Annotated in this window: 18 protein-coding genes and 2 pseudogenes; 7 read left to right on the forward strand and 13 right to left on the reverse strand. The window is 40.6% G+C overall.

Annotated elements, in window-relative coordinates; translation table 11 throughout:
* Window positions 1-3: 3 nt before the first annotated feature.
* The 3 genes from J5X91_RS12120 to J5X91_RS12130 form a co-directional block, all read right to left on the reverse strand.
* Window positions 4-651 (reverse strand): hypothetical protein, encoded by a 648-nt coding sequence (locus J5X91_RS12120; protein ID WP_208834926.1) that lies wholly within the window; start codon window positions 649-651, stop codon window positions 4-6.
* Between the two features lie 18 nt (window positions 652-669).
* Window positions 670-1,488: a serine O-acetyltransferase gene (gene cysE / locus J5X91_RS12125; protein WP_011327343.1), complete on the reverse strand. Its 819-nt coding sequence runs from the start codon at window positions 1,486-1,488 to the stop codon at window positions 670-672.
* Between the two features lie 173 nt (window positions 1,489-1,661).
* Window positions 1,662-4,541: a M16 family metallopeptidase gene (locus J5X91_RS12130; RefSeq protein ID WP_208834927.1), complete on the reverse strand. Its 2,880-nt coding sequence runs from the start codon at window positions 4,539-4,541 to the stop codon at window positions 1,662-1,664.
* Window positions 4,542-4,812: 271 nt separating this feature from the next.
* Here J5X91_RS12130 and J5X91_RS12135 point away from each other — a divergent pair, with 271 nt between their 5' ends.
* A complete protein-coding gene (locus tag J5X91_RS12135) occupies window positions 4,813-5,769 on the forward strand; it encodes a hypothetical protein (RefSeq protein WP_011327340.1) in 957 nt (318 codons plus the stop codon).
* A gap of 172 nt (window positions 5,770-5,941) precedes the next feature.
* Here J5X91_RS12135 and J5X91_RS12140 read toward each other — a convergent pair whose 3' ends face one another.
* The 3 genes from J5X91_RS12140 to J5X91_RS12150 all read right to left on the reverse strand — a co-directional run bounded on the left by J5X91_RS12140 (window position 5,942) and on the right by J5X91_RS12150 (window position 8,366).
* The gene (locus J5X91_RS12140) at window positions 5,942-6,154 is read right to left on the reverse strand and encodes a hypothetical protein (RefSeq protein ID WP_208834928.1); all 213 of its coding nucleotides are present in this window, start codon (window positions 6,152-6,154) and stop codon (window positions 5,942-5,944) included.
* A 105-nt stretch (window positions 6,155-6,259) separates the two neighbouring features.
* A complete protein-coding gene (locus tag J5X91_RS12145) occupies window positions 6,260-7,507 on the reverse strand; it encodes a DEAD/DEAH box helicase (RefSeq protein ID WP_041454344.1) in 1,248 nt (415 codons plus the stop codon).
* A 157-nt stretch (window positions 7,508-7,664) separates the two neighbouring features.
* The gene (locus J5X91_RS12150) at window positions 7,665-8,366 is read right to left on the reverse strand and encodes a DUF3581 domain-containing protein (RefSeq protein ID WP_011327338.1); all 702 of its coding nucleotides are present in this window, start codon (window positions 8,364-8,366) and stop codon (window positions 7,665-7,667) included.
* A gap of 203 nt (window positions 8,367-8,569) precedes the next feature.
* Here J5X91_RS12150 and J5X91_RS12155 point away from each other — a divergent pair, with 203 nt between their 5' ends.
* Complete coding sequence (locus J5X91_RS12155; protein ID WP_244363852.1) at window positions 8,570-9,355, forward strand: CPBP family intramembrane glutamic endopeptidase; 786 nt, start codon at window positions 8,570-8,572, stop codon at window positions 9,353-9,355.
* 104 nt (window positions 9,356-9,459) lie between these two features.
* A complete protein-coding gene (locus J5X91_RS12160; protein ID WP_208834930.1) occupies window positions 9,460-9,852 on the forward strand; it encodes a hypothetical protein in 393 nt (130 codons plus the stop codon).
* Between the two features lie 4 nt (window positions 9,853-9,856).
* Here J5X91_RS12160 and J5X91_RS12165 read toward each other — a convergent pair whose 3' ends face one another.
* The 4 genes from J5X91_RS12165 to proB all read right to left on the reverse strand — a co-directional run bounded on the left by J5X91_RS12165 (window position 9,857) and on the right by proB (window position 13,481).
* The gene (locus tag J5X91_RS12165; RefSeq protein WP_011327334.1) at window positions 9,857-10,156 is read right to left on the reverse strand and encodes a hypothetical protein; all 300 of its coding nucleotides are present in this window, start codon (window positions 10,154-10,156) and stop codon (window positions 9,857-9,859) included.
* A 162-nt stretch (window positions 10,157-10,318) separates the two neighbouring features.
* Entirely contained in the window at window positions 10,319-11,803 is a 1,485-nt protein-coding gene (gltX, locus tag J5X91_RS12170; RefSeq protein ID WP_011327333.1) for a glutamate--tRNA ligase, read from the reverse strand.
* 38 nt (window positions 11,804-11,841) lie between these two features.
* On the reverse strand, window positions 11,842-12,201 hold the full coding sequence (locus J5X91_RS12175) for a glutaredoxin domain-containing protein (protein WP_011327332.1): 360 nt from the start codon (window positions 12,199-12,201) through the stop codon (window positions 11,842-11,844).
* Window positions 12,202-12,377: 176 nt separating this feature from the next.
* Window positions 12,378-13,481 carry a glutamate 5-kinase gene (gene proB, locus J5X91_RS12180; protein ID WP_011327331.1) on the reverse strand — a complete coding sequence of 368 codons (1,104 nt, stop codon included), beginning with the start codon at window positions 13,479-13,481 and terminating at the stop codon, window positions 12,378-12,380.
* 118 nt (window positions 13,482-13,599) lie between these two features.
* Between proB and J5X91_RS12185 the strand changes: the two genes are divergently transcribed.
* Entirely contained in the window at window positions 13,600-14,589 is a 990-nt protein-coding gene (locus J5X91_RS12185) for a DMT family transporter (RefSeq protein WP_041454657.1), read from the forward strand.
* Here J5X91_RS12185 and J5X91_RS18120 read toward each other — a convergent pair.
* The 3 genes and pseudogenes from J5X91_RS18120 to pdsO form a co-directional block, all read right to left on the reverse strand.
* Window positions 14,589-15,077 (reverse strand): annotated as a pseudogene (locus J5X91_RS18120) (class GN sortase); the annotation flags it as partial. The gene J5X91_RS12185 and the pseudogene J5X91_RS18120 sit on opposite strands and share 1 nt — an antisense overlap.
* Window positions 15,074-17,068: a marine proteobacterial sortase target protein gene (locus J5X91_RS12190; RefSeq protein WP_011327328.1), complete on the reverse strand. Its 1,995-nt coding sequence runs from the start codon at window positions 17,066-17,068 to the stop codon at window positions 15,074-15,076. The gene J5X91_RS12190 and the pseudogene J5X91_RS18120, both read right to left, overlap by 4 nt.
* Before the next feature lie 26 nt (window positions 17,069-17,094).
* Window positions 17,095-17,829: a sortase-associated OmpA-like protein PdsO gene (gene pdsO, locus J5X91_RS12195; protein WP_208834931.1), complete on the reverse strand. Its 735-nt coding sequence runs from the start codon at window positions 17,827-17,829 to the stop codon at window positions 17,095-17,097.
* 202 nt (window positions 17,830-18,031) lie between these two features.
* Here pdsO and pdsR point away from each other — a divergent pair, with 202 nt between their 5' ends.
* The 3 genes and pseudogenes from pdsR to J5X91_RS12210 all read left to right on the forward strand — a co-directional run.
* A complete protein-coding gene (pdsR, locus tag J5X91_RS12200; RefSeq protein WP_208834932.1) occupies window positions 18,032-18,721 on the forward strand; it encodes a proteobacterial dedicated sortase system response regulator in 690 nt (229 codons plus the stop codon).
* A complete protein-coding gene (gene pdsS / locus J5X91_RS12205) occupies window positions 18,721-20,856 on the forward strand; it encodes a proteobacterial dedicated sortase system histidine kinase (protein ID WP_208834933.1) in 2,136 nt (711 codons plus the stop codon). Before pdsR ends, pdsS begins: the two co-directional genes overlap by 1 nt.
* A 150-nt stretch (window positions 20,857-21,006) precedes the next feature.
* A pseudogene (locus J5X91_RS12210) lies at window positions 21,007-21,186 on the forward strand (hypothetical protein); the annotation flags it as partial.

Below are 21,186 nucleotides of genomic sequence, written 5' to 3' on the forward strand. Positions count from 1 at the left end.
GTCTTACTCTTTAGTACTCACTATAAAGTCTATCTGTTCATCGGTTGAATTTGACGAAGTGAGCTTAAATTGCTGCCACCATGGCATTAGCGCTAATTTATCGTTCAGCTCGCGCCACTGCACATGCCCTTGCTGATTAGTTTTATCGGCAACTAGGCTAAACTTACAAAGTGTTTGTTTGCACTCTAAACTAGTTAGTTGCGCGGTATTACTTAAATCGCTGGTAATTAAAAAATCAGTTAGCGCGGTTTCTACTTCGTAGCTCCACTGGCTATTTTCATCCTCAGCTATAAACTTCTCTTCTAACTGCTTAGCAAAATCAAGCTGATCTAGTTGCGCTAATTTTAACGCTTGTTCAACGCGTTTAAGTTGTTTGGTTTTAAGCTCAAGCTCATTGGTAAGCGTGGCAATTTTATGCGTATATGGCGCAATACTCTCAGCCTGAAAGTTACCATCGGCAGGGTTAACATGCTCGTCAGTACTATTGAGTGACTCATCGTTAGCTTGCTTTATAACAATACTTTTATAAGGAAACGGCTGGCTTTGTTGCGCTTGAATAGGCGTAGAATGTAAAAACAAAAAGTAACCACTGGTTAATCCTACGCCTAAAATAAAACAGCACAGGCCAAGTAAGTTACTTTTGTTTAGCATTTTAAATTGCTCATTACTTTAAAGCATAGAGCTAGTATGCGATTCATTTTCAGGCTCAGGTTTAGCTAAAAAGTTTTGGTTCATACTTTTTGCAGGGCATTCGCAATCTGGGCGACCAATAATTTTTGCCGGTACACCTACCGCTGTAGTGTGTGGCGGTACATTACTTAGCACAACAGAGCCTGCGCCAATACGCGCGCCCGCGCCCACTTCAATATTGCCTAATATTTTAGCCCCAGCACCAATAAGTACCCCGGCTCTAATTTTAGGATGACGATCGCCTTGTTCATTGCCCGTGCCACCTAAAGTAACCGACTGCAGTATTGATACGTTATCTTCAATTACCGCCGTTTCGCCAATAACAATACCGGTTGCATGGTCAAACATTATTCCTTTACCCACTTTACAAGCAGGATGAATATCAACGCCAAATACTTCTGAGCTACGGCTTTGAATAAAACGCGCCAACTCTTTACGGTTTTGCGTCCACAAACAATTAGCTAAACGATGCGCCTGAATAGCATGGAAACCTTTTAAATTTAATATTACCGTAAGGTAAGTTTCGGCTGCAGGGTCACGATCTTTTACCGCTTTAATATCGTGAGCAACGTGCGTTAGCATACGCTCACACCTTACAAACGACTGATCAAATAGCTCACGAATAGTAAATGCCGACACCACCGCATCTGCCAATTTATTAGCAACAATAAAACTCAGCGCCGCCCCTAAACATTCATGGTTCAAAATACACGAATAAACATGGCTCGCTAAAAGAGGTTCGCGTTTTACTACTTCATTTGCTTCGCTGCGAAGCTGTTGCCAAATTTCATGTCGCATATTACTGCCTTTGTTGATCAAAAAGAGCCTTTTGCTAAGTTTAACGGATTTAGTCACTAAGGTGTTAATCCCTTAGTTATTTGTTGTGGTTATTAGATATAACTATTTTTATAAAACAAAAATGCCCCAACTATTTAAAACAGTTGGAGCATTTAGTTTTTTTAAGTTTAAACTTACTTAAATACTTTATCTACTGCTATTACTGCAATATTTTTTGCCGGAATAGCTAATTTGTAATCGGCAATCACTTTATCCTCTGCAACAAGCTCTGCTGGTTTATCGGTATTATAAACCATTGGCGATGTTTGCTCAGGCGCTAAACGCTTTTGCATATCAGCGCCGTCACCGGTAATAAATACATAATGGATATTATCGGTTTGTAGATTATCTTTAATAACGCGGTTTACATCCTTTACTGTTAGCGTTTTAAGTTTGTTAGTTACGTAACTTACAAAGCTGTCGGTATTGTAAAACTCGCTATCAAGTGCATAACCTAGTTGGCGATTTTGGCTTGCCACCATTTGCGGCACAAAGTTAATTAAAAAGTTACGCGTGGCTTCAAAGTCGTCTTCACTCATGCCATTTTTAATTAGCTTATCAAGCTCAAACAAGGCGGTACGAGTCGCAAAATGCGCATCGTTATTAGAGCGAAGTGGGCGTAACCACACTTGAAATATTTGCTCAGAGCGCCCTAGGTTTGCATCAGGCTTAGTTTGAAACATACCACGCGGAAAGTATTCAATGTACGCGTAATCGCCATAGTTCATGCCACGGGTTTCACGAATACGCTCATATAAAAAGCTGTTAGAACTACGGTGCTCACCAAAGTAAGAACGCACTAACCACAGTGCAGTCCAATCCTCACTACTTCTTATTGTATCAATTGGAAAACCAAACGATACCGCTGTCGACTGCGCACTCTTTTCAACAATAGTAGCATGATGGCCTTTAAGCTCAGGCGCATCAGGAATACTTAAACGGCTTTGCTCGCCTTTAGGCAGGCCTGCTAAATCAGCTAACATAGTAGCTTTTAGTTTTTCCGGTACTGCACCAATTAAGCCAAGTGTTAGCTTAGATTGCGTAAGCTCTGTGTTATAAAACGTTTTAACATCATCAAGCGTAAGTGCTTCTAAATCTGAAATATCACCATAGTTGTAGCTTTCATAAGGATGGCCTTTGTAAAGCGCGCTGTAGAGTACTTCTTTACCTAGTTCTTCATCGTTAGATGCTTTTAAGCCCGATTTAATACCGTCAATTAGCTCTTTTTTAAGGCGCTTAAAGTCATCTTCTCTAAAACCGGGATTAAGTAACTGATCGCTCACTAATGCATACCACTTAGCAGCGTTATCTTTATGAATACGCCCTTGAAACGACAGCATTTCTTTATCTATTTGATAACCAAAGCTACCTGCCAGCGGATAAAGTGCTTGTTTAATATCTTTATAGCTTGTTGATTGTGAGCCACCTTGCGCCAGCATAGCTGCAGTTAATGCGCCAAGGCCTTTTTTACCTTGCGGGTCAGCAGCAGCCCCGGTATTGAATAAAAAGTTAACGTCGATTAATGGCGAGCTGTTAGTTTTATCTAGCACTTTAAATGCAGCAGCCTGAGGTGCTTGCTCCAGTTTTGCAACCAGTGCGTTTAAATCAACCTCTTGCTCAAAATTTGGCGCTTTATCAAGTGCCGACATAGTCACGGTAGTGCGTGCATTATCAACAAAATACTTGTTAGCAATTGCTTTAATATCTTCAGCTGTTATTTCATCTGAGGTTTTATATAGCTGGTTTATTACCCTAAGGTCACGCTCAAAATGCATATAGCTTGCAAGGGTTGCAGCAATTGCTTGCGACGAATCTAAACCATTTATAAAGCTGTATTTAAGGTTAGATTTTAAGTCGCTGAGTTTTTGGCTATCTACTAACTCAGTACGCGCTTGAGCGTAGGTACGATTGATTGCATCGCGTACTTTGGCTAAATCGTCTGCTTTTTCTACTTTTACAAATACATGCAGTAAACCCGGATCTTTGGTTTCTGGGTTATAGCTAAACATTTGGCTGGCAATTTGTTTATCTACCACTAGCTCTTGGTATAAATCTGAGTTGTTTGAAAAATAAAGCTGCGAGAGTAAATCAAGCGCAGCTCTGTCTTTTTTAGCCGGCTCCCACGCAGTGCCTTTATACGATACTAATAACCAATGCCCTGGTAAGCCTGGGTTTTGTTGATGACTATATTTTGGCGCTTGCTGTGTTGGCTCTGCTTTAATGTCGGCAACATAGTCACCCTTTTTCCACGCCCCCCAGTGTTTTTTAACCATAGCCATAGTGGCTTTTGGGTCTACATCACCCACAATTACAAGTGATACATATTCGGGCTTATAAAATTTGGCAAAAAATTCTTTACCATAAGCCATTTGATCAGGCATGGCTTCTATGTCTTTAAAAAAGCCCATAGTGGTGTGTTTATAAGTGTGTTGCTCAAAGGCCTCTTCGCGTACTGCGCTAAGTAATTTACGCACTGGGCTGGCATTATTTTTTAAGTACTCGCCTTTTACCGTTTGCGCTTCGGTTCTAAATTGCTCTTCGGTATAGGTTAAGTTTTGAAAAATATCAGCTTCAAGTTCAAGTACTTTATCAAGATGCTGCTTTGAAAAGTTTAAATGATAGTTAGTGTAATCGTTGGTGGTGTAAGCGCGGTTATCAACGCCAGAATTTTTTAAAATACTTGAATACACAGCCTCAGGAAATTTTTCAGAGCCTTTAAACATCATGTGTTCAAAAAAATGCGCAAAGCCCGTTTTGCCCGCTTGCGTTTCATTACGTGATCCTACCGATACAGGAATTTGCAACGAGACTACATCAGGGTAATCGGTTTTAACCACCATAACGCGCAAGCCATTTTCAAGCTCTTCTAGTAAGTAGTCTTGTGAAAAAACGCCCTCGCCCGTAGTGTTTGTTTGTTGTTGTGTTACTGCTTGGCTCGTTTGATTTTGTTCAATAGCGCAACCCGACAGTGCCAGCGATACCGCTAAACTGGTTGCTAAAAATTTAAATTTCATTGTTTTTCCTTTTATAGCAATCAATTTTAATCGCTAAACGTTGAGCTAGTTTAATAAAAAGTACCATCTGATTATGCCGCAAAGCCGCCAATAATAAGAGCCTAAAGCGTTGTTATTATGTAAACAACTGTATCAAATTTACTAATTGGTAACGAGCTTGTATGAATAAACCTCACTACGATTGAAAAACTTTCATTAAATAAAGCTATCTAGCCATCTAAATGGCTGCTATATTAATTCCATCGTAACAAACTAAGCTGGAATGAGGATTATGGCTTTATCACTTCAAGAGAAAATAGAAGATAGCAATCAAGGCGTATACCTTATTGGTACTACGCCGCCAAAAATTGGTACCGATAAAGCGCAACTAAAAACCATTGCAGAAAAGCTATTGGGTCGCCTACACGAAATTGAATACGACGGCGTAATAATTTACGACATTCAAGACGAAAGCAGCCGTACTAATCAAGCGCGTCCGTTTCCATTTAGGCAAACTGTCGATCCACGTGAATACAGCAACCTATTACGTGGCTTATCGCACCTTGATGTAATTACCTATAAAAGTGTGGCGCAACGCAGTGCGAACGAGTTTAAAGATTGGCTAAGTGAAACTAAAAACGACTACGATTTAAAAAATATTGTTTTAGTAGGTAGCCCATCATCGATAGGCGATATAAAACTAAGCCTACCAGATGCGTATAAAACGCTGGCAGAGCAATCTGATGACTTCTTTTTAGGCGGCGTTACTATTGCAGAGCGTCATTCTAATAAACGTAATGAACACGAGCGCCTAATAGAAAAAACCGCTCAAGGCTGTAAGTTCTTTATTTCGCAAGCGGTTTACGACGCACAAGCAACAATAGAGTTAATAACTAGCTATGCACGTAGTTGTAAAGCACAAGGGCTTGAGCCTAAGCGCCTTATTTTAACTTTTACTCCGTGCGGCGGCGAAAAAACCTTAGAGTTTATGCAATGGTTGGGGATCTCAGTGCCAGAGGCCACTAAATGGCGCATGCTTGATGCGAACAATACGCTGAGTGAATCGGTACGTATTTGCCGCGAAAATCTCGATTTAATACTTAAAAGCTGTGCGCATTTAAACGTGCCGCTGGGCTTAAATATAGAAAGCTTAACTAACCGTAAAGAAGAAATTGACGCATCAATTAACTTATACCGCTTATTAAAAGCCACCATGGAATTAAATCTAGCTGAAAAATTAATAGCTTAAGGGCTAAGCATTTAATACAAAACCTGATTAATTAGTTACACTCTTTGGCAAGCCTTATAGCTTGCCTTTTTTTATTTTAAATTTGAGAAGTAACGTATTTAGTTAAAGGTAAGGGGGAATTAGCAGTTATGTGCTAAATGCATTTGCGCTTTATTATCAATGTTAACTATGTTTACTTTTGTTGCTTGCCGCTTTTGTTACTAACCTTTTGCCCTGAATAGCTTTTTAACGCTGCTCCCATAGCAGCGCACATAACACCAAAAATAACTCCTTCGTTAGATATAAACCTAAAGCTGGTAAAAATATCTAATAAACTTATTATTGCCAGCGATAAAACTAAACCTATGCCTGAATACAGCAACCATGTTTTAGTAACTTTGTTCATAAATTAATTCCTTTTAAATGCTAAATTTAGCCTAATACAACCCCGCGGCTATTTTTCGGGGTCGTATTATTTCACTGACAATTGAAAGCCAAAACTAAAAAACTGTTATTTACGTCTTCTACTTGGCTCTCTTTGTCCTGTAATGCGTTTTTTATCGCGGTCTTTTCGTGATTTATTGGTGTTTTTGCGGTTATCTTTTGGCTTTTTGTTTGGATCTGGCTCGTAGCCTGCTAGCCACTGTGGCGTTAAGCGGGTATCTAACAGTACTTCTATTTCTTCAAGTAACCATTGCTCGTCAATACTTACTAGCGACATTGCAAGCCCTTGCTCACCAGCGCGACCTGTACGGCCAATGCGATGTACGTAGTCTTCGGCTATGTATGGCAGTTCAAAGTTAATTACAAATCTAAGTGTTGGAATATCTAAGCCACGTGCGGCTACATCGGTAGCAACTAATACACGGGTAATGCCTTCTTTAAAGTTTTGTAGTGCGCGGTCGCGTGCGCCTTGTGATTTATCACCATGGATTGACTCGGTTTTTAAACCGTCTTTACACATTTCTTTAGCCAGTTGGTCGGCCATTTGTTTGGTGCGAGTAAAAATAAGCACTTGGCGCCAATTTTTCATGCCGATCATGTGCGATACCAGCTCGCGCTTGCGATCCTCGTCTACTGAGTAAATTACTTGCTCAACCTCAACTGCTGCTGAGTTGCGTTTATCAACTTCAACTAATTCTGGGTTTTTAAGTAGTTTTTTACTAAGCGCAAATACGCTGTCATCAAAAGTCGCCGAAAATAACAAAGTTTGGCGATCGCCTGGAATATGGCGCAATATACGTTTAATTTCGTCAATAAATCCCATATCAAGCATACGATCGGCTTCATCAAACACCAGTGAGTCAACACTTGAAAGCACCACACTGCCTTTAACAATATGATCGAGTAAGCGCCCCGGGGTGGCTACTATTACTTGCGCATCTTTTAGGGCTTTTATTTGTGGGCCTATGCTTGCGCCGCCATACGCTAATGCCCCTTTAATATTGGTGCCTTGGGCATATTTTTCAAAGCTGGCAAATACTTGCTGAGCAAGTTCGCGAGTTGGCGTTAAAATTACCACGCGAGCAACACCTGGCTCATCTTTTTTAGGGGTGTTTAAAAGTTTGTGTAGCAGTGGTAGTACAAACGCTGCGGTTTTACCTGTGCCAGTTTGTGCACTGCCCATTACATCACTGCCCGCTAAAATAGGCGGGATGGTTTTAATCTGAATTGCGGTAGGTTGAGTGTAATTATTTTGCTCAATCGCAGTTAATAACAACGGGTCGAGATTAAGTGATGAGAACGTAGTGGCAGACATAGGCTTAGCTTTAAAATGACAAAGAGCGCTATTGTACTCATATTCACTCATGCCGTAAATTAGAGTGCTTGAGAAAACTATTTAATCGTATTTATCTGCTTTTATTTGTGCCAATAAAAAAGGCGCTAAATAGCACCTTTTAAAATTCATCTCGTTTTTAAGCTGGTTTTAAATTTGCTTTGCGCTCGTTGTAAAAAGCAATCAAATCATCAACCGTAGCTTGGCAGTACTCGCGAATACCCGATACCACCATGTGCTTTTCACCAAAACCCACTTTTTTACCGTTTTCTAGCAAATTAAAGCGCAAAGTAATTTTGCCGCGTTTACCTGCGTATTCAAAACTAGGCTCTGCAAATTCAAGTGTCGGTGCACTAATTTCAACAGTATCAAGATTTATAATCATCGATTCGTAAATAATCATCGGGCGTGCAGGGTTAATCATTACCTCTTGCTTACCCATGAGCGGAATAATCACGTGCGGAAACGCTGCGCCTGAAAACTCAACATAATTTTTAATCAAGCTATTAGTAAGTGCTGGGCATTTGCTGGTTTTACCTTCGCGTTTTACCTTTAGAATTACTTTATCGCCGTTTGTTACATCAAATTCATCGGCCTCTGCAGGGAAGCTAAGTTTGGTATTTTCGTCAACCATACCCGCAAAAGTAAACTCCATGCGTTCACTAATACCGTAACGATCTAATACTAATGAAAAAAGTAAGTCTCCTGGAGCACAAAATTTCTTCGCATCTTTATCGTGAAGTGGGTTGTAATCATCAGCAATACACTTGGCGAAACGACAGCCTTGCTCACGAGAGATCGAAACATAATCAGCATGTTGCTGATAAAAAGGACTTAACATAGGGTGTTCACTACTTAAACGGCTTATAACCTGGCTATACTAACAGAAAAAATAAAATGAGAGGTCGAATCTGTTAGATTAGTTACTAAATAAAACAGAGTAATAAAAAAATAATGACTTTTTATTTATTAGCATTATCGATTATATGTGTTTTTCCGTACTGTAAAGTATCAATAATACGGCAACCACTTTGGCACTACTTAATGGCTTTAAGTGTTATATGTGCGTATTTTGAGGGTTATATAAATTTATATGGACTGCTCAGTACTGGGCTTTACGTTGCTTTATATCACTTTGTGCTATATACAAAGCAAACAATAATACGCGCTATTTTAAGCACTGTTTTTATAGTTTCCTCATTGGCATTAGCGCTTCATTGGGTGCCTGGTTTTAACAACCTTCCTATTGCTATAAACGAGCATATTACCAGCGATGCAATTGCTTTTACCCTTTATGCTAATTTTGATAAAGCTATGGCTGGCCTCTTTCTTTGTGCTTACTTTTATTCAAATATAAAGCCTTTAAAAGCAGAGTCTAAAAAGACGATTTCATTAATTAAACCCCCTATTTTAATAATTATTACTACCATTTTAGCCGCACTTACTGCAGCTCTAATACTTGGGCTGGTAAGCTTTAACCCTAAGGTTCCTGACTTCTGGTTAGCATTTATTGCTATAAACCTTTTATTTACCTGTGTTGCTGAAGAAGCGTTATTTAGAGGCTTATTACAAACCAAGCTTAGTCAAATTATTACGCCTACCCGCTTGGCAATATTTGCGCCTGTAATTACTGCAGGTATTTTTGCTTTGGCACATTTTGCTGGGGGAGTTAGCTATGTATTAGTTTCATTTATTGCAGGTTTGGGATATGGCTATGTTTTTTATAAAACGCAGCGTTTAGAGTGGGCTATTTTATGCCATTGGTTAGTAAATATTTGTCATTTCTTTTTGTTTACTTATCCTATGCTAAGTAAAACCGAGTGCATATAAAGTCATTTACAAATACTAACAATTTACTCAGTAGTAAACATTGCCCACATTCGATTTTGTTAGTAATTTACTACTTCAAACAATAAATTAAAGGACTAATTAATATGCTACGTTTTATGGCAATAATAACTGCACTGGCTACTTTAAGTGGTTGCTCAAACATGACTTTTCATACTGATATAGACAACGACGTTTTATCTCAAGAAATTGGTACCTACGTTAATAAAAGAGATTTGCAGCAGTTTTACAGCGACCAAGAAGCACAAGAAAGTGGCGCTACACTTTTAGGCCGAATAGCAGGTGAAAGCTGTGATGGCGATGGTATGGGTAACAATAATGTAAGCTATAACCGTTCTAAATCAAATGCTATTGATTTACTTAAAGCTGATGCCATGCGCAGAGGCGCAAATGCTTTTACTATTAACTCTTGTAGCGAAACCTCTGTATCGTATTGCGACCTATCTGTTTTATGTACCGGACAGGCCTACGACTATTAATAAATCATATATTAAGTGCAAAGCTCAGTAGCACACGCTTTCCAGACTCGATTTTAGATACGCTGTGTTCGTACTTATCGGGCCTAAATAAATACACCCTATTAAACCAGTTAATAATACATTTAGCGCATTTAAACACCCCACCGCTTTTAGGTTTTACTAATACAAAGTTGAGTTTGTAATAGCGCCCTTGCTGCACCGGATCAATGTGGTTCATTACGCTGTGATTAGTTGGGTAAGTAACAAGGTTTATCGAAAATGTATTACTGCTAAAAATGGCTTTGTTTTTAACGGTTGCAATCATACGGCCTCCTATGAGTTTATATGCCGCATTGTAGCATTTAGTAAATTATGAATGCTTAGACTAAACAATATCAAAATACGATGTCATATAACTAAACAACCTGAAACAAAAAAGCCGAACTTATTTACTAAGCTCGGCTTTTAAAAATGCATTATTTAGCAATTATGCACTTGGGTATTCGCGGTAGGCACGTTCGATATTTTTAGCCTGCTTTTTAGAAATACCTAAATGCGCCAATGCTACACGTAAACGAGCACGCGATAGGTCAGAGCCTAATATTTCCATAGCATCAAGCACAGAGGTAGATGACGTTTTACCCGTAATTGCCACAAAAATCGGCTCTAAAAAGTCTTTAATTTTAAGCTCGTGGAACGTTGCTACTTCTTTTGCAATGGCAAAAATAGCTGGTTTATCAAAGCTACGTAGGCCTTCTAGCTGCCATACAAAAAATTGTAGTGCTTGGCGAATTACGTCTTCATCGGCTTTACCCGCGGTTAATAGCGCAGGATCATAAGTAGGTATACCACCAACAAAATGCCCAGCTAAGTCAACTAAGTCCGACAATGTGTTAATACGTGCTTTGGCTTCTGGTAATACTTTAGCTAGCATTTCGCCATTAAACTTCCAATCAACAAAGCGCTGAATTAACTGCTCGTCAGTTAGGTTTTCGCGGATCCACATGCCGTTTAACCAGCTAAGTTTATCTACGTCGAATACTGGGCCACCTAGTGACACGCGCTTCATATCGAAGTTTTCAATCATTTCGTTAAGAGTGAATTTTTCACGCTCATCTGGCATTGACCAACCCATGCGGCCTAAATAGTTAAGCACGGCTTCTGGCAGGTAACCCATTTCTTTATAGTAGTTAATAGAGGTTGGGTTTTTACGCTTAGACAGTTTTGACTTATCTGGGTTACGCAGTAGCGGTAAATGCCCAAGTACTGGCGCTTCCCAACCAAAATCTTCGTAAAGTTTTAATAGTTTAGGCGCTGAGTTAATCCACTCTTCGCCACGGAAAATATGGCTAATTTGCATATGGTGATCGTCAACTACGTTCGCTAAAAAGTAAGTTGGGAAGCCATCAGCTTTTAATAGCACTTGCATATCGACGTTTTCCCACGGGATCTCAATTTCGTCGCGTAGGTAGTCGTTAAATTTAAAAGTGCCTTCGCTAGGGATTTTCATACGTATAACGTAAGGTTTACCCGCTGCTAGGTTTGCTTTAATTTCGTCGTCTGTGTGGTTTAAGCCACGGCCGTCGTATTTAGGGCGTAGACCTTCTGCCATTTGCTCTTCGCGCATTTTATCCAGCTCTTCGCTTGTTGCAAAACAGTAAAATGCTTTGCCGTCGTCAACGAGTTGGTGTGCGTATTTTTTGTATAAATCGCTACGCTCAGACTGGCGGTACGGGCCAAACTCACCGCCCACATCTGGGCCATGATCCCACTCGAGTCCTAACCAACGCAAACTATCCATAATTGCTTGCTCTGACTCGGCAGTGCTACGTACTTGGTCGGTATCTTCAATGCGAAGTACAAATTCACCACCTTGCTGTTTAGCAAAACAGTAATTAAATAAGGCGATATAAGCGGTGCCAAGATGCGGGTCGCCAGTTGGCGACGGGGCAACACGGGTGCGAATTGTCATGGTAATGTCTCTTTTAATAAGTGAGATGGTAAAGTTATTTATGCTGCTACTTTGTTTATATAAGCAATAATATCGTTTGATTCGTATAGCCAAGTTACTTGGCCATTTTGCTCGATGCGCAGACAAGGCACTTTAACTTTTCCGCCTTGTTCTAGCAGTTCTTGACGATATTGCTCATTACTTTTTGCATCACGCGTTTCTATTTTAAGGCCTTCGCGCTTAATAGCACGGCGCACTTTTACACAAAACGGGCATGCTTTAAATTGATAAAGCTTAAATTGTGCGGTTTGCTGATCAAGCTGCTGTTGCACTTCTGGAGCACGTTTTTTACTACGTGGCGTAAATACAAAATTAAAGAATAAAATTATACTTCCTAATAACCAACGAACTAATTTCATTAACTGCACTCTATTTACAACAAATTTAAGGTGCCAGATTTTAACACAAAAATAGCAGCAAAAAAGCTCAAATATACTCAGCCAGTATATTTGAGCTTTGTAAGCTCAACCTCGGGTCAGGTTAATTATTTAGCTACTAAAATGGGAGCTTATTTATTCAGCTATACTGCTTTTTATTACAGTAAAATTAAGTCATCGCGATGCAGTACTTCTGCCCCGCCATCGTAATCAAGTAACTCACCTATTTGCTTAGAGTGCGCGCCTTTAATTTTATTAACTTCGCTGCTGCTAAAGCGGGTTAACCCACGAGCAATAAGTTGTTTGTCGCTATTTATTACACTTATTAGATCGCCGCGCTCAAATGCCCCCAACGCATTGGTCACGCCTTTAGCAAGTAAGCTTGCACCTTTAGTTTGCAGCGCGGTTATTGCACCAGCATCAATAACAATTTGCCCGCTACTTTTAGGTCCAGCGAGTAACCACTTTTTACGCCCTTCTTTTGGCGCAGTGAGCTTTAAAAAACGTGTGCCGGGCAGTTGCTCGCTCATACATTTTAAAATGACATTTTTACCCGCACCTTTGGCAATTATAACCTCAACCCCAGCACGCCTTGCAATGTCGGCTGCTTGCAGTTTGGTTGCCATACCGCCGGTGCCCAAGTTTGTGCCACTACCACCAGCAAGCTGGCGCAATTCGTCGTTAATATCACTCACTTCACCAATTAATGTGGCATCGGCATTAGTGCGCGGATCGCTGGTAAATAATCCTTCTTGATCGGTAAGCAATAACAGCTTATTGGCATTAGCTAAAATAGCCACCAACGCTGATAAATTATCGTTATCGCCTACTTTTATTTCACTAGTAGCAACCGCATCATTTTCGTTAATGATGGGCACTACGTCGTAGTTTAATAATGCATTTAGTGTATCGCGGGCATTTAAATAGCGCTCTCGGTCGTTAACATCGGCGCGGGTTAACAGCATTTGCCCTACGTTTACACCATACAAAGCAAACAAGCTTTGCCAAATATGAATGAGCTGGCCTTGACCAACTGCTGCTAGCATTTGCTTATCTATTACGCTGCGGCCACAGGGCTTTAGTAATTGTTCTCGTCCGGCCGCCACGGCTCCGCTCGAAACTAAAATAACGTGATGCCCTTGCTTTTTAAGCTCACAACATTGGCGCACTAGTTCAACCATATGCGCTTTATCTAGCTTATCGGTGCCGCCAGTCAGTACGCTTGTACCTAGCTTTACAACGATTACCTGATCCCTTTGCATTTATTTTTACTACTGAATAATTAAAGATGAATTTATTTATACCAGCTGGGTATTTTTCAACAAGTAAAATATATTCATGCTAGGATCTGATTTTATTCAATTGTGTAAATTACCTGCTATGCCTGCCAGTTTATGTTTAATTATTGCCACCTTTTTATGGGGTAGTTCCTTTATTGCACTTAAGTATGCCATTGCTATTTACGACCCCGCTTTGGTGATATTTTTACGCATGCTAACCACATTATTTTTATCGCTGTGCTTATGGCGCTATGTAATACGCTTTGAATACAGAGTTGGTGACTGGAAGTATTTAATTGCTATGTCGCTGGCTGAGCCTTGCTTGTACTTTTTATTTGAAGGCCATGCAATGGAATATACCTCGGCATCGCAGGCGGGGGTAATTGTGTCGTGCTTGCCTATTATTATTGCTGTACTGGCTTTTTTTATGCTTAAAGAATACATCAGTAAATCTATTATTATTGGCTTTACTTTTTGTATTGGTGGCAGCATTTTGCTCACTGTGCTTTCACCAAACTCCGATCAAGCGCCTAACCCATTATTAGGTAATTTTTTAGAACTTATGGCCATGGTATGTGCGGCGTTTTATACCGTTTGCATTAAACACTTAGCGAGTCGTTATTCACCGTTAACGCTTATAGCGCTGCAAGGCATTAGTGGCAGTTTATTTTTTGCACCGTTTTTGCTTTTTATCGACCTACCGAGCGAAAATCAACACAATATAACCGCTTTATTAAGTATTTTATATTTAGGCTCGTTTGTTACTTTAGGCGGTTATGGTATGTATAACTACGCTATTAGTAAGGTATCGGTATTAACCGCAGCGGCTTATTCAAATTTAATTCCTATATTTACGCTGATTCTTTCGGCCATCATTTTAAATGAAGTGCTTAACTTGTGGCAGTGGCTGAGTATATTTGTGGTATTTGTTGGCGTAATGATCAGCCAACGTCATCAAGAATTAGTGGTTGATATCCCCAGCGCCGAGTCGGGCGAGGATATTTCCACCGATCTTACTACCTCCGATATCATATCGGCCGAAACCAATAGCCTAAATTCGGTTCCCGATGCTAACGCGTCAAAAGGGTAGCACGTTAGTAAATACAATTGTGCAGTGTGTAAAAATGTGTTTTCTGACTCATGAATTACCTCGCTGCCGGTTACTTTATAATGCTGCAAGGTGCCATTTTGTAATTGCAGGGTAAACTGCTCTCCCACTTTAACGTGCTGTAAAAAAGCAAAGTGAGTGTCGTTATGCCCTGCAATGAGTGCCCCAGCTTGTTTACTACCAAGCTCTGCTGCGGGTAAAAAGTGGCTGGGCGCAAAGGCTAAATTACGCCCGCTAGCACCTGCTAATACGGTGAGTTTTTCATTATGCGCCGGCCAATTTAATTGTGCGGTTACATAACTATCGGCGTAAAACCATGGCTTAACTTTTGCTTCAGGCGTTTTAAGAGCCTGCTGCCAGGCCTGTTCAATTAGTAATTGCGCCAGCCATGCTTTGCCTTGCATGTAAGCGCCATGACCAAATAACCCCAAACCAAGTATTAATAGCCCCGCGCTTAGCCACTTTTTCATTTAAAACGCCTTACTAGCACAAACCCACTTAACAATAAAATTCCTAATATTATATGTACTTTGCTTTGCCCATCGGTTTGTGGCAAACGCATTGCCATACCCTGAGGAACTGCGTTAGTAGCATTAGCTGTTTGTTCTGCTATTGGATTAATTTGTGTTTGCTCTATTGCTATAAAAGCCGTGAATGGGCTGAGTAATTGATGAGTAAGCGCCAATTGTTGCACTTCGTCTTTAACTGCATTTTGTGAGTTATAGAGCAGCAACGACTTAATTTTTTGACGAGCCCACAGCTTAGCAATTCCTTTAGCATTTGAGCCTGCTTGTGTGTTTAGGTTAATACTAATAGGCCCTTGTGCAGTTTGCCCGTTTAATATTACATTACTGGCATTATTGAGCTTTATAGCCACCATTATTGGCTCATTAAAATAGAGATCTGGCAGTGGCGAAGGCCAAAAGTCTAGGCTATTACCGTTTTCATCGCTTAGCGCTAAATTAGTAATTGCAGGATGTGCGAGCTTATCAAATAACTGCTGCATTTTAGGTTGCACCTCGCTAGTGCTGCCTATAAAAGTAAACGAGCCCTTGCCTACATCTGCCGCACGGCGCATAAAAAAGCTATTGGGGGCGCTGCCAATACCAACTGTAAATAAGCGGCTATCGCCTAATTTAGCTTGAATACTTTTAAACAGTGCATCTTCGTTGCTTACGCTACCATCGGTTAAAAATATTACTTGGCGTACAAAACCATCAAACTGCGAACCATCTAAAACGGCATCAAGTGCGCCTTGTATTTCTGTACCGCCGTCGGCTTGTAACCCATATATAAAGCGCTCTGCGCGGCGTAAATTAAAGCCACTTGCAACTAAAGGTTTATCGCTCATTAGGGTTACTACATTATCAAACCCTATAATGTTAAAACTGTCGTTACTGTCTAGCAGCGATAGCGCATAAAACAATGCGTTTTTAGCTTGCTCCATAGACTGCCCATGCATAGAGCCCGAAGTATCGACTACAAATACTGTTTCGCGGGCTAATCGCTGCGTTGCTATAAAGTTATCTGCAGGCGGCATTAGCATAGCGAGCCCGTAGCGCTCGCCATTTTCAAACTGCTCGGTAAAAAATGCAGCTTGGGCTTGCTCTTTTTGCAGAGGTTTAAACTCCAGTACAAAGTCGCGGTTTAGCGCATTTTGCTCATTTAACTCTATTGAGTATTGTCCAAATGCAGTGTTTTGAATATTTACATTATGAAATTTAGAATTTATATCTACCAGCTCTAAACCTACGTCTATATCTAAGTTTAAATTAAACTGACTACTTGGCTTATCGTCATTTTTTTGCGTGCTATAAACTGGGCTTAGCCAACCATGTGGTAGCGAGTTAGTTGGTTTTTGGCTTTCTTTATTTATGTCAATTTCACCTTGGGTTACATGATAACGCGGTGTGATTGTGCCCGGAAAGCGCACTGTAAAGGTGCCGCTGCTGTAATCAATTATTTCTTGATATTCCAGCTCAATAATAACCTGCTCCCCAGGGGCTATATTAGCTACGTTTGTAATAAACATATTAGCGCGTTGCTGGCGTACTAGTGCTGCTTGCTTGCCGGCCTGTTTGGCTTCTGCGTATTTTTTTTCGGCCGCCACTTTTTTATCAATTTGGCCCTTAATTACTCGCTCGCCAATACGCATGGTCATAGCATGTACTGCGCTTTCATCGGGCAGCGGAAACACATAACGCGCATTAACAGCAAACGGGTTTTGGTTTTGATAAGTTTGTTTAACTACAACATGATTTATAAGTCCGGTTAATGTCATATTTGCATCACTTTTTAATATTATTGCAGGGCCTGCTTGTGCGCCGCTGCTATCAAAAAGTTCTAACTTGGGAGAGTGTGCGTGGCTTTTAAAGCTCGTTAACATCACCAGTATACCCAGTGTAAAAAGGCTTACCCATTTAAGGGTAAGCACTTTGCTTGGTTTACTCAAAAAAAACATAAAATCACTCCATCGAAGGCTTTAATTTAATTACTTGCTGTTTGGCTATTTACAGGATTTATTAAACGAGTAGTAAGGGTTACCCGCCGATCAAACGTGTTGTCTTCTACTGTGTTAGTTTTAGCAAGTGTTTGCTGCTCACCAAATGCTTGCGTGCTTAAGCGCGTGTGGCTTACGCCCTGTTTTATTAAATAGCTTTGCACCGCATTTACACGTGCTTTTGAAAGTAAAAGGTTGGCTTGTTCATCACCGCGTTGATCGGCAAACCCACTTAAATCGAGCGCTAACTGTGGCTGGTTTTTTAAAAGCGTAACGAGTTGGTCTAACTGCAATGCAAAATGTGGCGCAATAACACGTGAGCCGGTTTTAAACTGTACTGTCATGGCAAGTAAATTATTAATTTGCGATTGTGTTAACTGCTCATTTTGATTAGCAAGCACTTCGATTTGTTGCTCTAACTGACTATTATGGCTAAGCAGGTGTTGGTAGTCGTTGGTTTTTTCTGTCATTACAATTATTGCACGCTGTTGCTCGGCAATTTTGTTATCAGCAACTTTTGCATCGCCTATTAAACCACCAGCAAATGCTCCCACAAAAGCACCAATAGGGCCGCCTACTACACCACCTATAATAGCGCCCGCTCCCAAGCCTATTGCGGTTTCGGTGTGCGCTTCTTTTGTAGCCGTATTATTAGAGGTTGATGCTAATGCGGGACCGCAAAAAACGGCCGCTAGGGTTAGCGCTATTAATGTCTTCTTCATGATTGATCCTTAAACTTACTTTTTAATTTATGATGTTTTGTTTTGATGGGTGTATTAAAACAAGCTCAAGTGGCAACAAAGGGGAGCAAAAATGGCAAACCACTGAGCAATTGTGGCAAAAAAAAGGCAATTGCCTTTTTAAGCGTACTTAGCTTAAAAACTTCGTTATAGTGCGTTGGTAATAAAGAGGATAAACCCAGAAATGAAAAAAATAGCCATCATTGAAGATGAACCCGCCATTCGCGAAAACTACACTGAAATGCTCAGCGCACAAGGTTATCAGGTAACTGGGTATGCAAATCGTAGTAGCGCAGAAGCGGCGTTTAAAAATGCCCTGCCCGATTTAGCCATTGTTGATATTGGCTTAGGTAATGAAATAGATGGTGGGTTTTTGCTGTGCCAAACATTGCGATCACTGTCTAAAACGCTGCCTATTATTTTTTTAACTGCTCGTGATAGCGAAATAGACACAGTGTGTGGCCTACGTATGGGCGCCGACGACTACCTCACAAAAGATATTAGTTTGGCTCATTTAGCGGCACGTATTGGTGCACTATTTCGTCGTATGGAAGCACTTAAACAACCTGCCGACGAAAGTGCACTTATAACTCGCGGGCCCTTAACGCTCGACACACAGCGCATGCAGGTGTTTTGGCAACAACTATTAGTTGATTTAACAGTAACCGAATTTTGGATGTTGCACTCCCTCGCACAGCGCCCCGGACATGTTAAAAGCCGTAATGAATTAATGAGTGATGCAAAAATTTATGTAGACGACAGCACCATAACTTCACACGTAAAACGTATTCGTAAAAAGTTTATAGCACTCGATAGTAACTTTGACTGCATAGATACAGTGTATGGCATGGGCTACAGGTGGGAGCAAATTTAATGTTGCGATTTGGCCTACGTAGTAAGTTTATTTTACTTTCTTGCTTTTTATTTTTATTGCCCTGGTTGGGCTACGAATATGTGTGGGAAATGGAAAAGTTTTTACGCCAAGGCCAAGAAAAAACCTTAGTAGGCACTACCCGTGCCCTCGCCACTGCCCTGCATGAACGCCCTGCATTATTTGATCAGCAAACTAGTTTTTTAGATCAGGTTGTAAAGGGCCGCGATCTATACGCGTACAACCTTAAAAACCCGATTCAACTCGATGGTAAGCTCACAGATTGGGAGAGCTATCAGGCATTATTTTGGCAATACGACAAACGCTACTTACAAAAAACCGACAACAAGCATCAAGCCAGCGATCTGTCGTTTGAGCACATGGTAGGAAAGTTTGATAATTACCTTTATGCACTGTTTAAAGTAACAGATAACCAACTCGTTTATCGGCCAAAAAACAGTTTAAGTATTACTAATAACGACCATTTAAAAATTGGCTTAAAAACACCTGATGGGCAGTTTAACCGCTACATTATTGCGCCACGGCAAGATGGCTGGGTAAACGCTTTTAATGCAGATAGCAAAGTACCCTTTACAAAAATTCAGGGCTATTTTAGCAGTACAGCGACTGGCTACAATATTGAGCTACGCTTTCCTATTAGTATGCTTGGCAATAAACTTGGCTTTGCCATTGTTGATGTAGATAACAAAGAGTCCTTGTTAGAACCTAAAATAATGTCGACCTCAAATCTAAATAACCCCAGCGATTTAGGTTCAGTGCTTGTGCCCTCTCCCGAAATTAATCGTATTTTAAAAGGCATGGGCCACAGCGGCAGTCGTATTTGGGTGGTCGATAAGCATCATAGAGTATTAGCACAATCGGGATCGATTCATCATGCCGATGGAGTATGGGCTGACGGCCTTGCCAATCAAGCCCCTGAAACTTGGTGGCAACAGTTTGAGCAAAACTACTTGCATCCCCTTTATTATAAAATTTTAACACGCCCCGAAAACGAATTTTTAGATACTCTACACGACGTAGCAGCTATGCAAGGTAGTCATTTAGCTAAAGCATTAAAAGGCCAGCCGGCATCATCGTGGCGATTAACCCCAGACAGTAAAGCCGTAATTTTATCGGCTGCTTACCCTATTTGGATCCAAGATAAAGTAATTGGCGCAGTAATAGCCGAGGAAACCACCAATGGCGTACGTACGCTACGTAATAAATCGCTCGAAAAATTGTTTAACGTTATTTTAGCCGTAATGCTTATTGGCACTGTAACGTTATTCTTTTTTGCCTCTCGAATATCGAGCCGTATTAGGCGTTTGCGCGATACCGCTGAGCAAGCTATAGATGCACAAGGGCGAGTTACTGGCAGTATTAATTACAGCGATGCTAATGACGAAATTGGCGATCTATCACGCAGTTTTGCTAATATAGTCAGTCGCCTTGGTGGCTATACTAACTATTTAGAAAATATGTCGTCGCGGTTATCGCACGAGTTGCGTACACCTGTTGCGGTAGTACGCTCATCGCTCGAAAACCTACAAATGCAACCACAAAGCGAGTTGAGTCAAAAGTACTTAGATCGCGCCAGTGAAGGCGTAGAACGCTTAGGTAAAATTATTACCACCATGAGCGAAGCCACTCGCTTAGAGCAAAGTATTCAAAGCAATGAGCCTGAGCCATTCGACTTACAAAAAGTAATAAATGGCTGCATGCAGGGCTACCAGCTTACTTACCCTAAGCAGCTGTTTACACTTGATATATGCCAAACTGCACTTCCTATGCAAGGTGCACCAGAGTTTATAGCGCAATTGCTCGATAAGTTAATTAATAATGCAATTGAATTTAGCCACGCAGAAAAGCCAATTAATGTTAGCTTAAAACAAAACGACAGCGTAGCTGTTTTAACCGTAGGTAATTATGGTCCATTATTACCTGCTGGTTTAACTGAGCATATTTTTGATTCTATGGTGTCGGTGCGTAGCCAGCAAATGCAGCAACAGCCACATTTAGGATTAGGACTCTATATTGTAAGGTTGGTGTGCGACTACCATAATGCCAGTGTAACCGCTAAAAATAACCAACAAGGCGATGGCGTAGTGTTTACAGTAAGCCTGCCATTAGTGAAGTAAAAGTGGATTGCAATTTACTTAACGAATACTCGCCACTGGGTTGGCTTTTTTTGGGTTACAATTTAGTAAGAGTTAAAATGTAACTGTTCATTTTTAATTCAGTGGCAAAACCCTAACCTAGCGCTAATAACACTAAGCTAAGGTTTAATCATGCACCCATTATTAGAGCAAGAAGAGCTAGATTTTATATTTGAATTATATAGGCCAACAACAAGCACTAAACCTGCATCCGAGCAGAGCCAAAACCGCAACTGTGAACTACCCATCGACGCCACTCCGTGTCGATCAATGGGCTTCTACAGCCTTGACTTAGAGACTAGGCTGCTTCTT

Source organism: Pseudoalteromonas sp. K222D (assembly GCF_017653575.1).
Lineage (GTDB): Bacteria > Pseudomonadota > Gammaproteobacteria > Enterobacterales > Alteromonadaceae > Pseudoalteromonas > Pseudoalteromonas nigrifaciens.

Bases quoted from the DNA above. Each gene is read 5' to 3' on its own strand.
- J5X91_RS12120 (WP_208834926.1), bottom strand. From the start codon at position 651: ATGCTAAACAAAAGTAACTTACTTGGCCTGTGCTGTTTTATTTTAGGC.
- cysE (WP_011327343.1), bottom strand. From the start codon at position 1,488: ATGCGACATGAAATTTGGCAACAGCTTCGCAGCGAAGCAAATGAAGTA.
- J5X91_RS12130 (WP_208834927.1), bottom strand. From the start codon at position 4,541: ATGAAATTTAAATTTTTAGCAACCAGTTTAGCGGTATCGCTGGCACTG.
- J5X91_RS12135 (WP_011327340.1), top strand. From the start codon at position 4,813: ATGGCTTTATCACTTCAAGAGAAAATAGAAGATAGCAATCAAGGCGTA.
- J5X91_RS12140 (WP_208834928.1), bottom strand. From the start codon at position 6,154: ATGAACAAAGTTACTAAAACATGGTTGCTGTATTCAGGCATAGGTTTA.
- J5X91_RS12145 (WP_041454344.1), bottom strand. From the start codon at position 7,507: ATGTCTGCCACTACGTTCTCATCACTTAATCTCGACCCGTTGTTATTA.
- J5X91_RS12150 (WP_011327338.1), bottom strand. From the start codon at position 8,366: ATGTTAAGTCCTTTTTATCAGCAACATGCTGATTATGTTTCGATCTCT.
- J5X91_RS12155 (WP_244363852.1), top strand. From the start codon at position 8,570: ATGGCTTTAAGTGTTATATGTGCGTATTTTGAGGGTTATATAAATTTA.
- J5X91_RS12160 (WP_208834930.1), top strand. From the start codon at position 9,460: ATGCTACGTTTTATGGCAATAATAACTGCACTGGCTACTTTAAGTGGT.
- J5X91_RS12165 (WP_011327334.1), bottom strand. From the start codon at position 10,156: ATGATTGCAACCGTTAAAAACAAAGCCATTTTTAGCAGTAATACATTT.
- gltX (WP_011327333.1), bottom strand. From the start codon at position 11,803: ATGACAATTCGCACCCGTGTTGCCCCGTCGCCAACTGGCGACCCGCAT.
- J5X91_RS12175 (WP_011327332.1), bottom strand. From the start codon at position 12,201: ATGAAATTAGTTCGTTGGTTATTAGGAAGTATAATTTTATTCTTTAAT.
- proB (WP_011327331.1), bottom strand. From the start codon at position 13,481: ATGCAAAGGGATCAGGTAATCGTTGTAAAGCTAGGTACAAGCGTACTG.
- J5X91_RS12185 (WP_041454657.1), top strand. From the start codon at position 13,600: ATGCCTGCCAGTTTATGTTTAATTATTGCCACCTTTTTATGGGGTAGT.
- J5X91_RS12190 (WP_011327328.1), bottom strand. From the start codon at position 17,068: ATGTTTTTTTTGAGTAAACCAAGCAAAGTGCTTACCCTTAAATGGGTA.
- pdsO (WP_208834931.1), bottom strand. From the start codon at position 17,829: ATGAAGAAGACATTAATAGCGCTAACCCTAGCGGCCGTTTTTTGCGGT.
- pdsR (WP_208834932.1), top strand. From the start codon at position 18,032: ATGAAAAAAATAGCCATCATTGAAGATGAACCCGCCATTCGCGAAAAC.
- pdsS (WP_208834933.1), top strand. From the start codon at position 18,721: ATGTTGCGATTTGGCCTACGTAGTAAGTTTATTTTACTTTCTTGCTTT.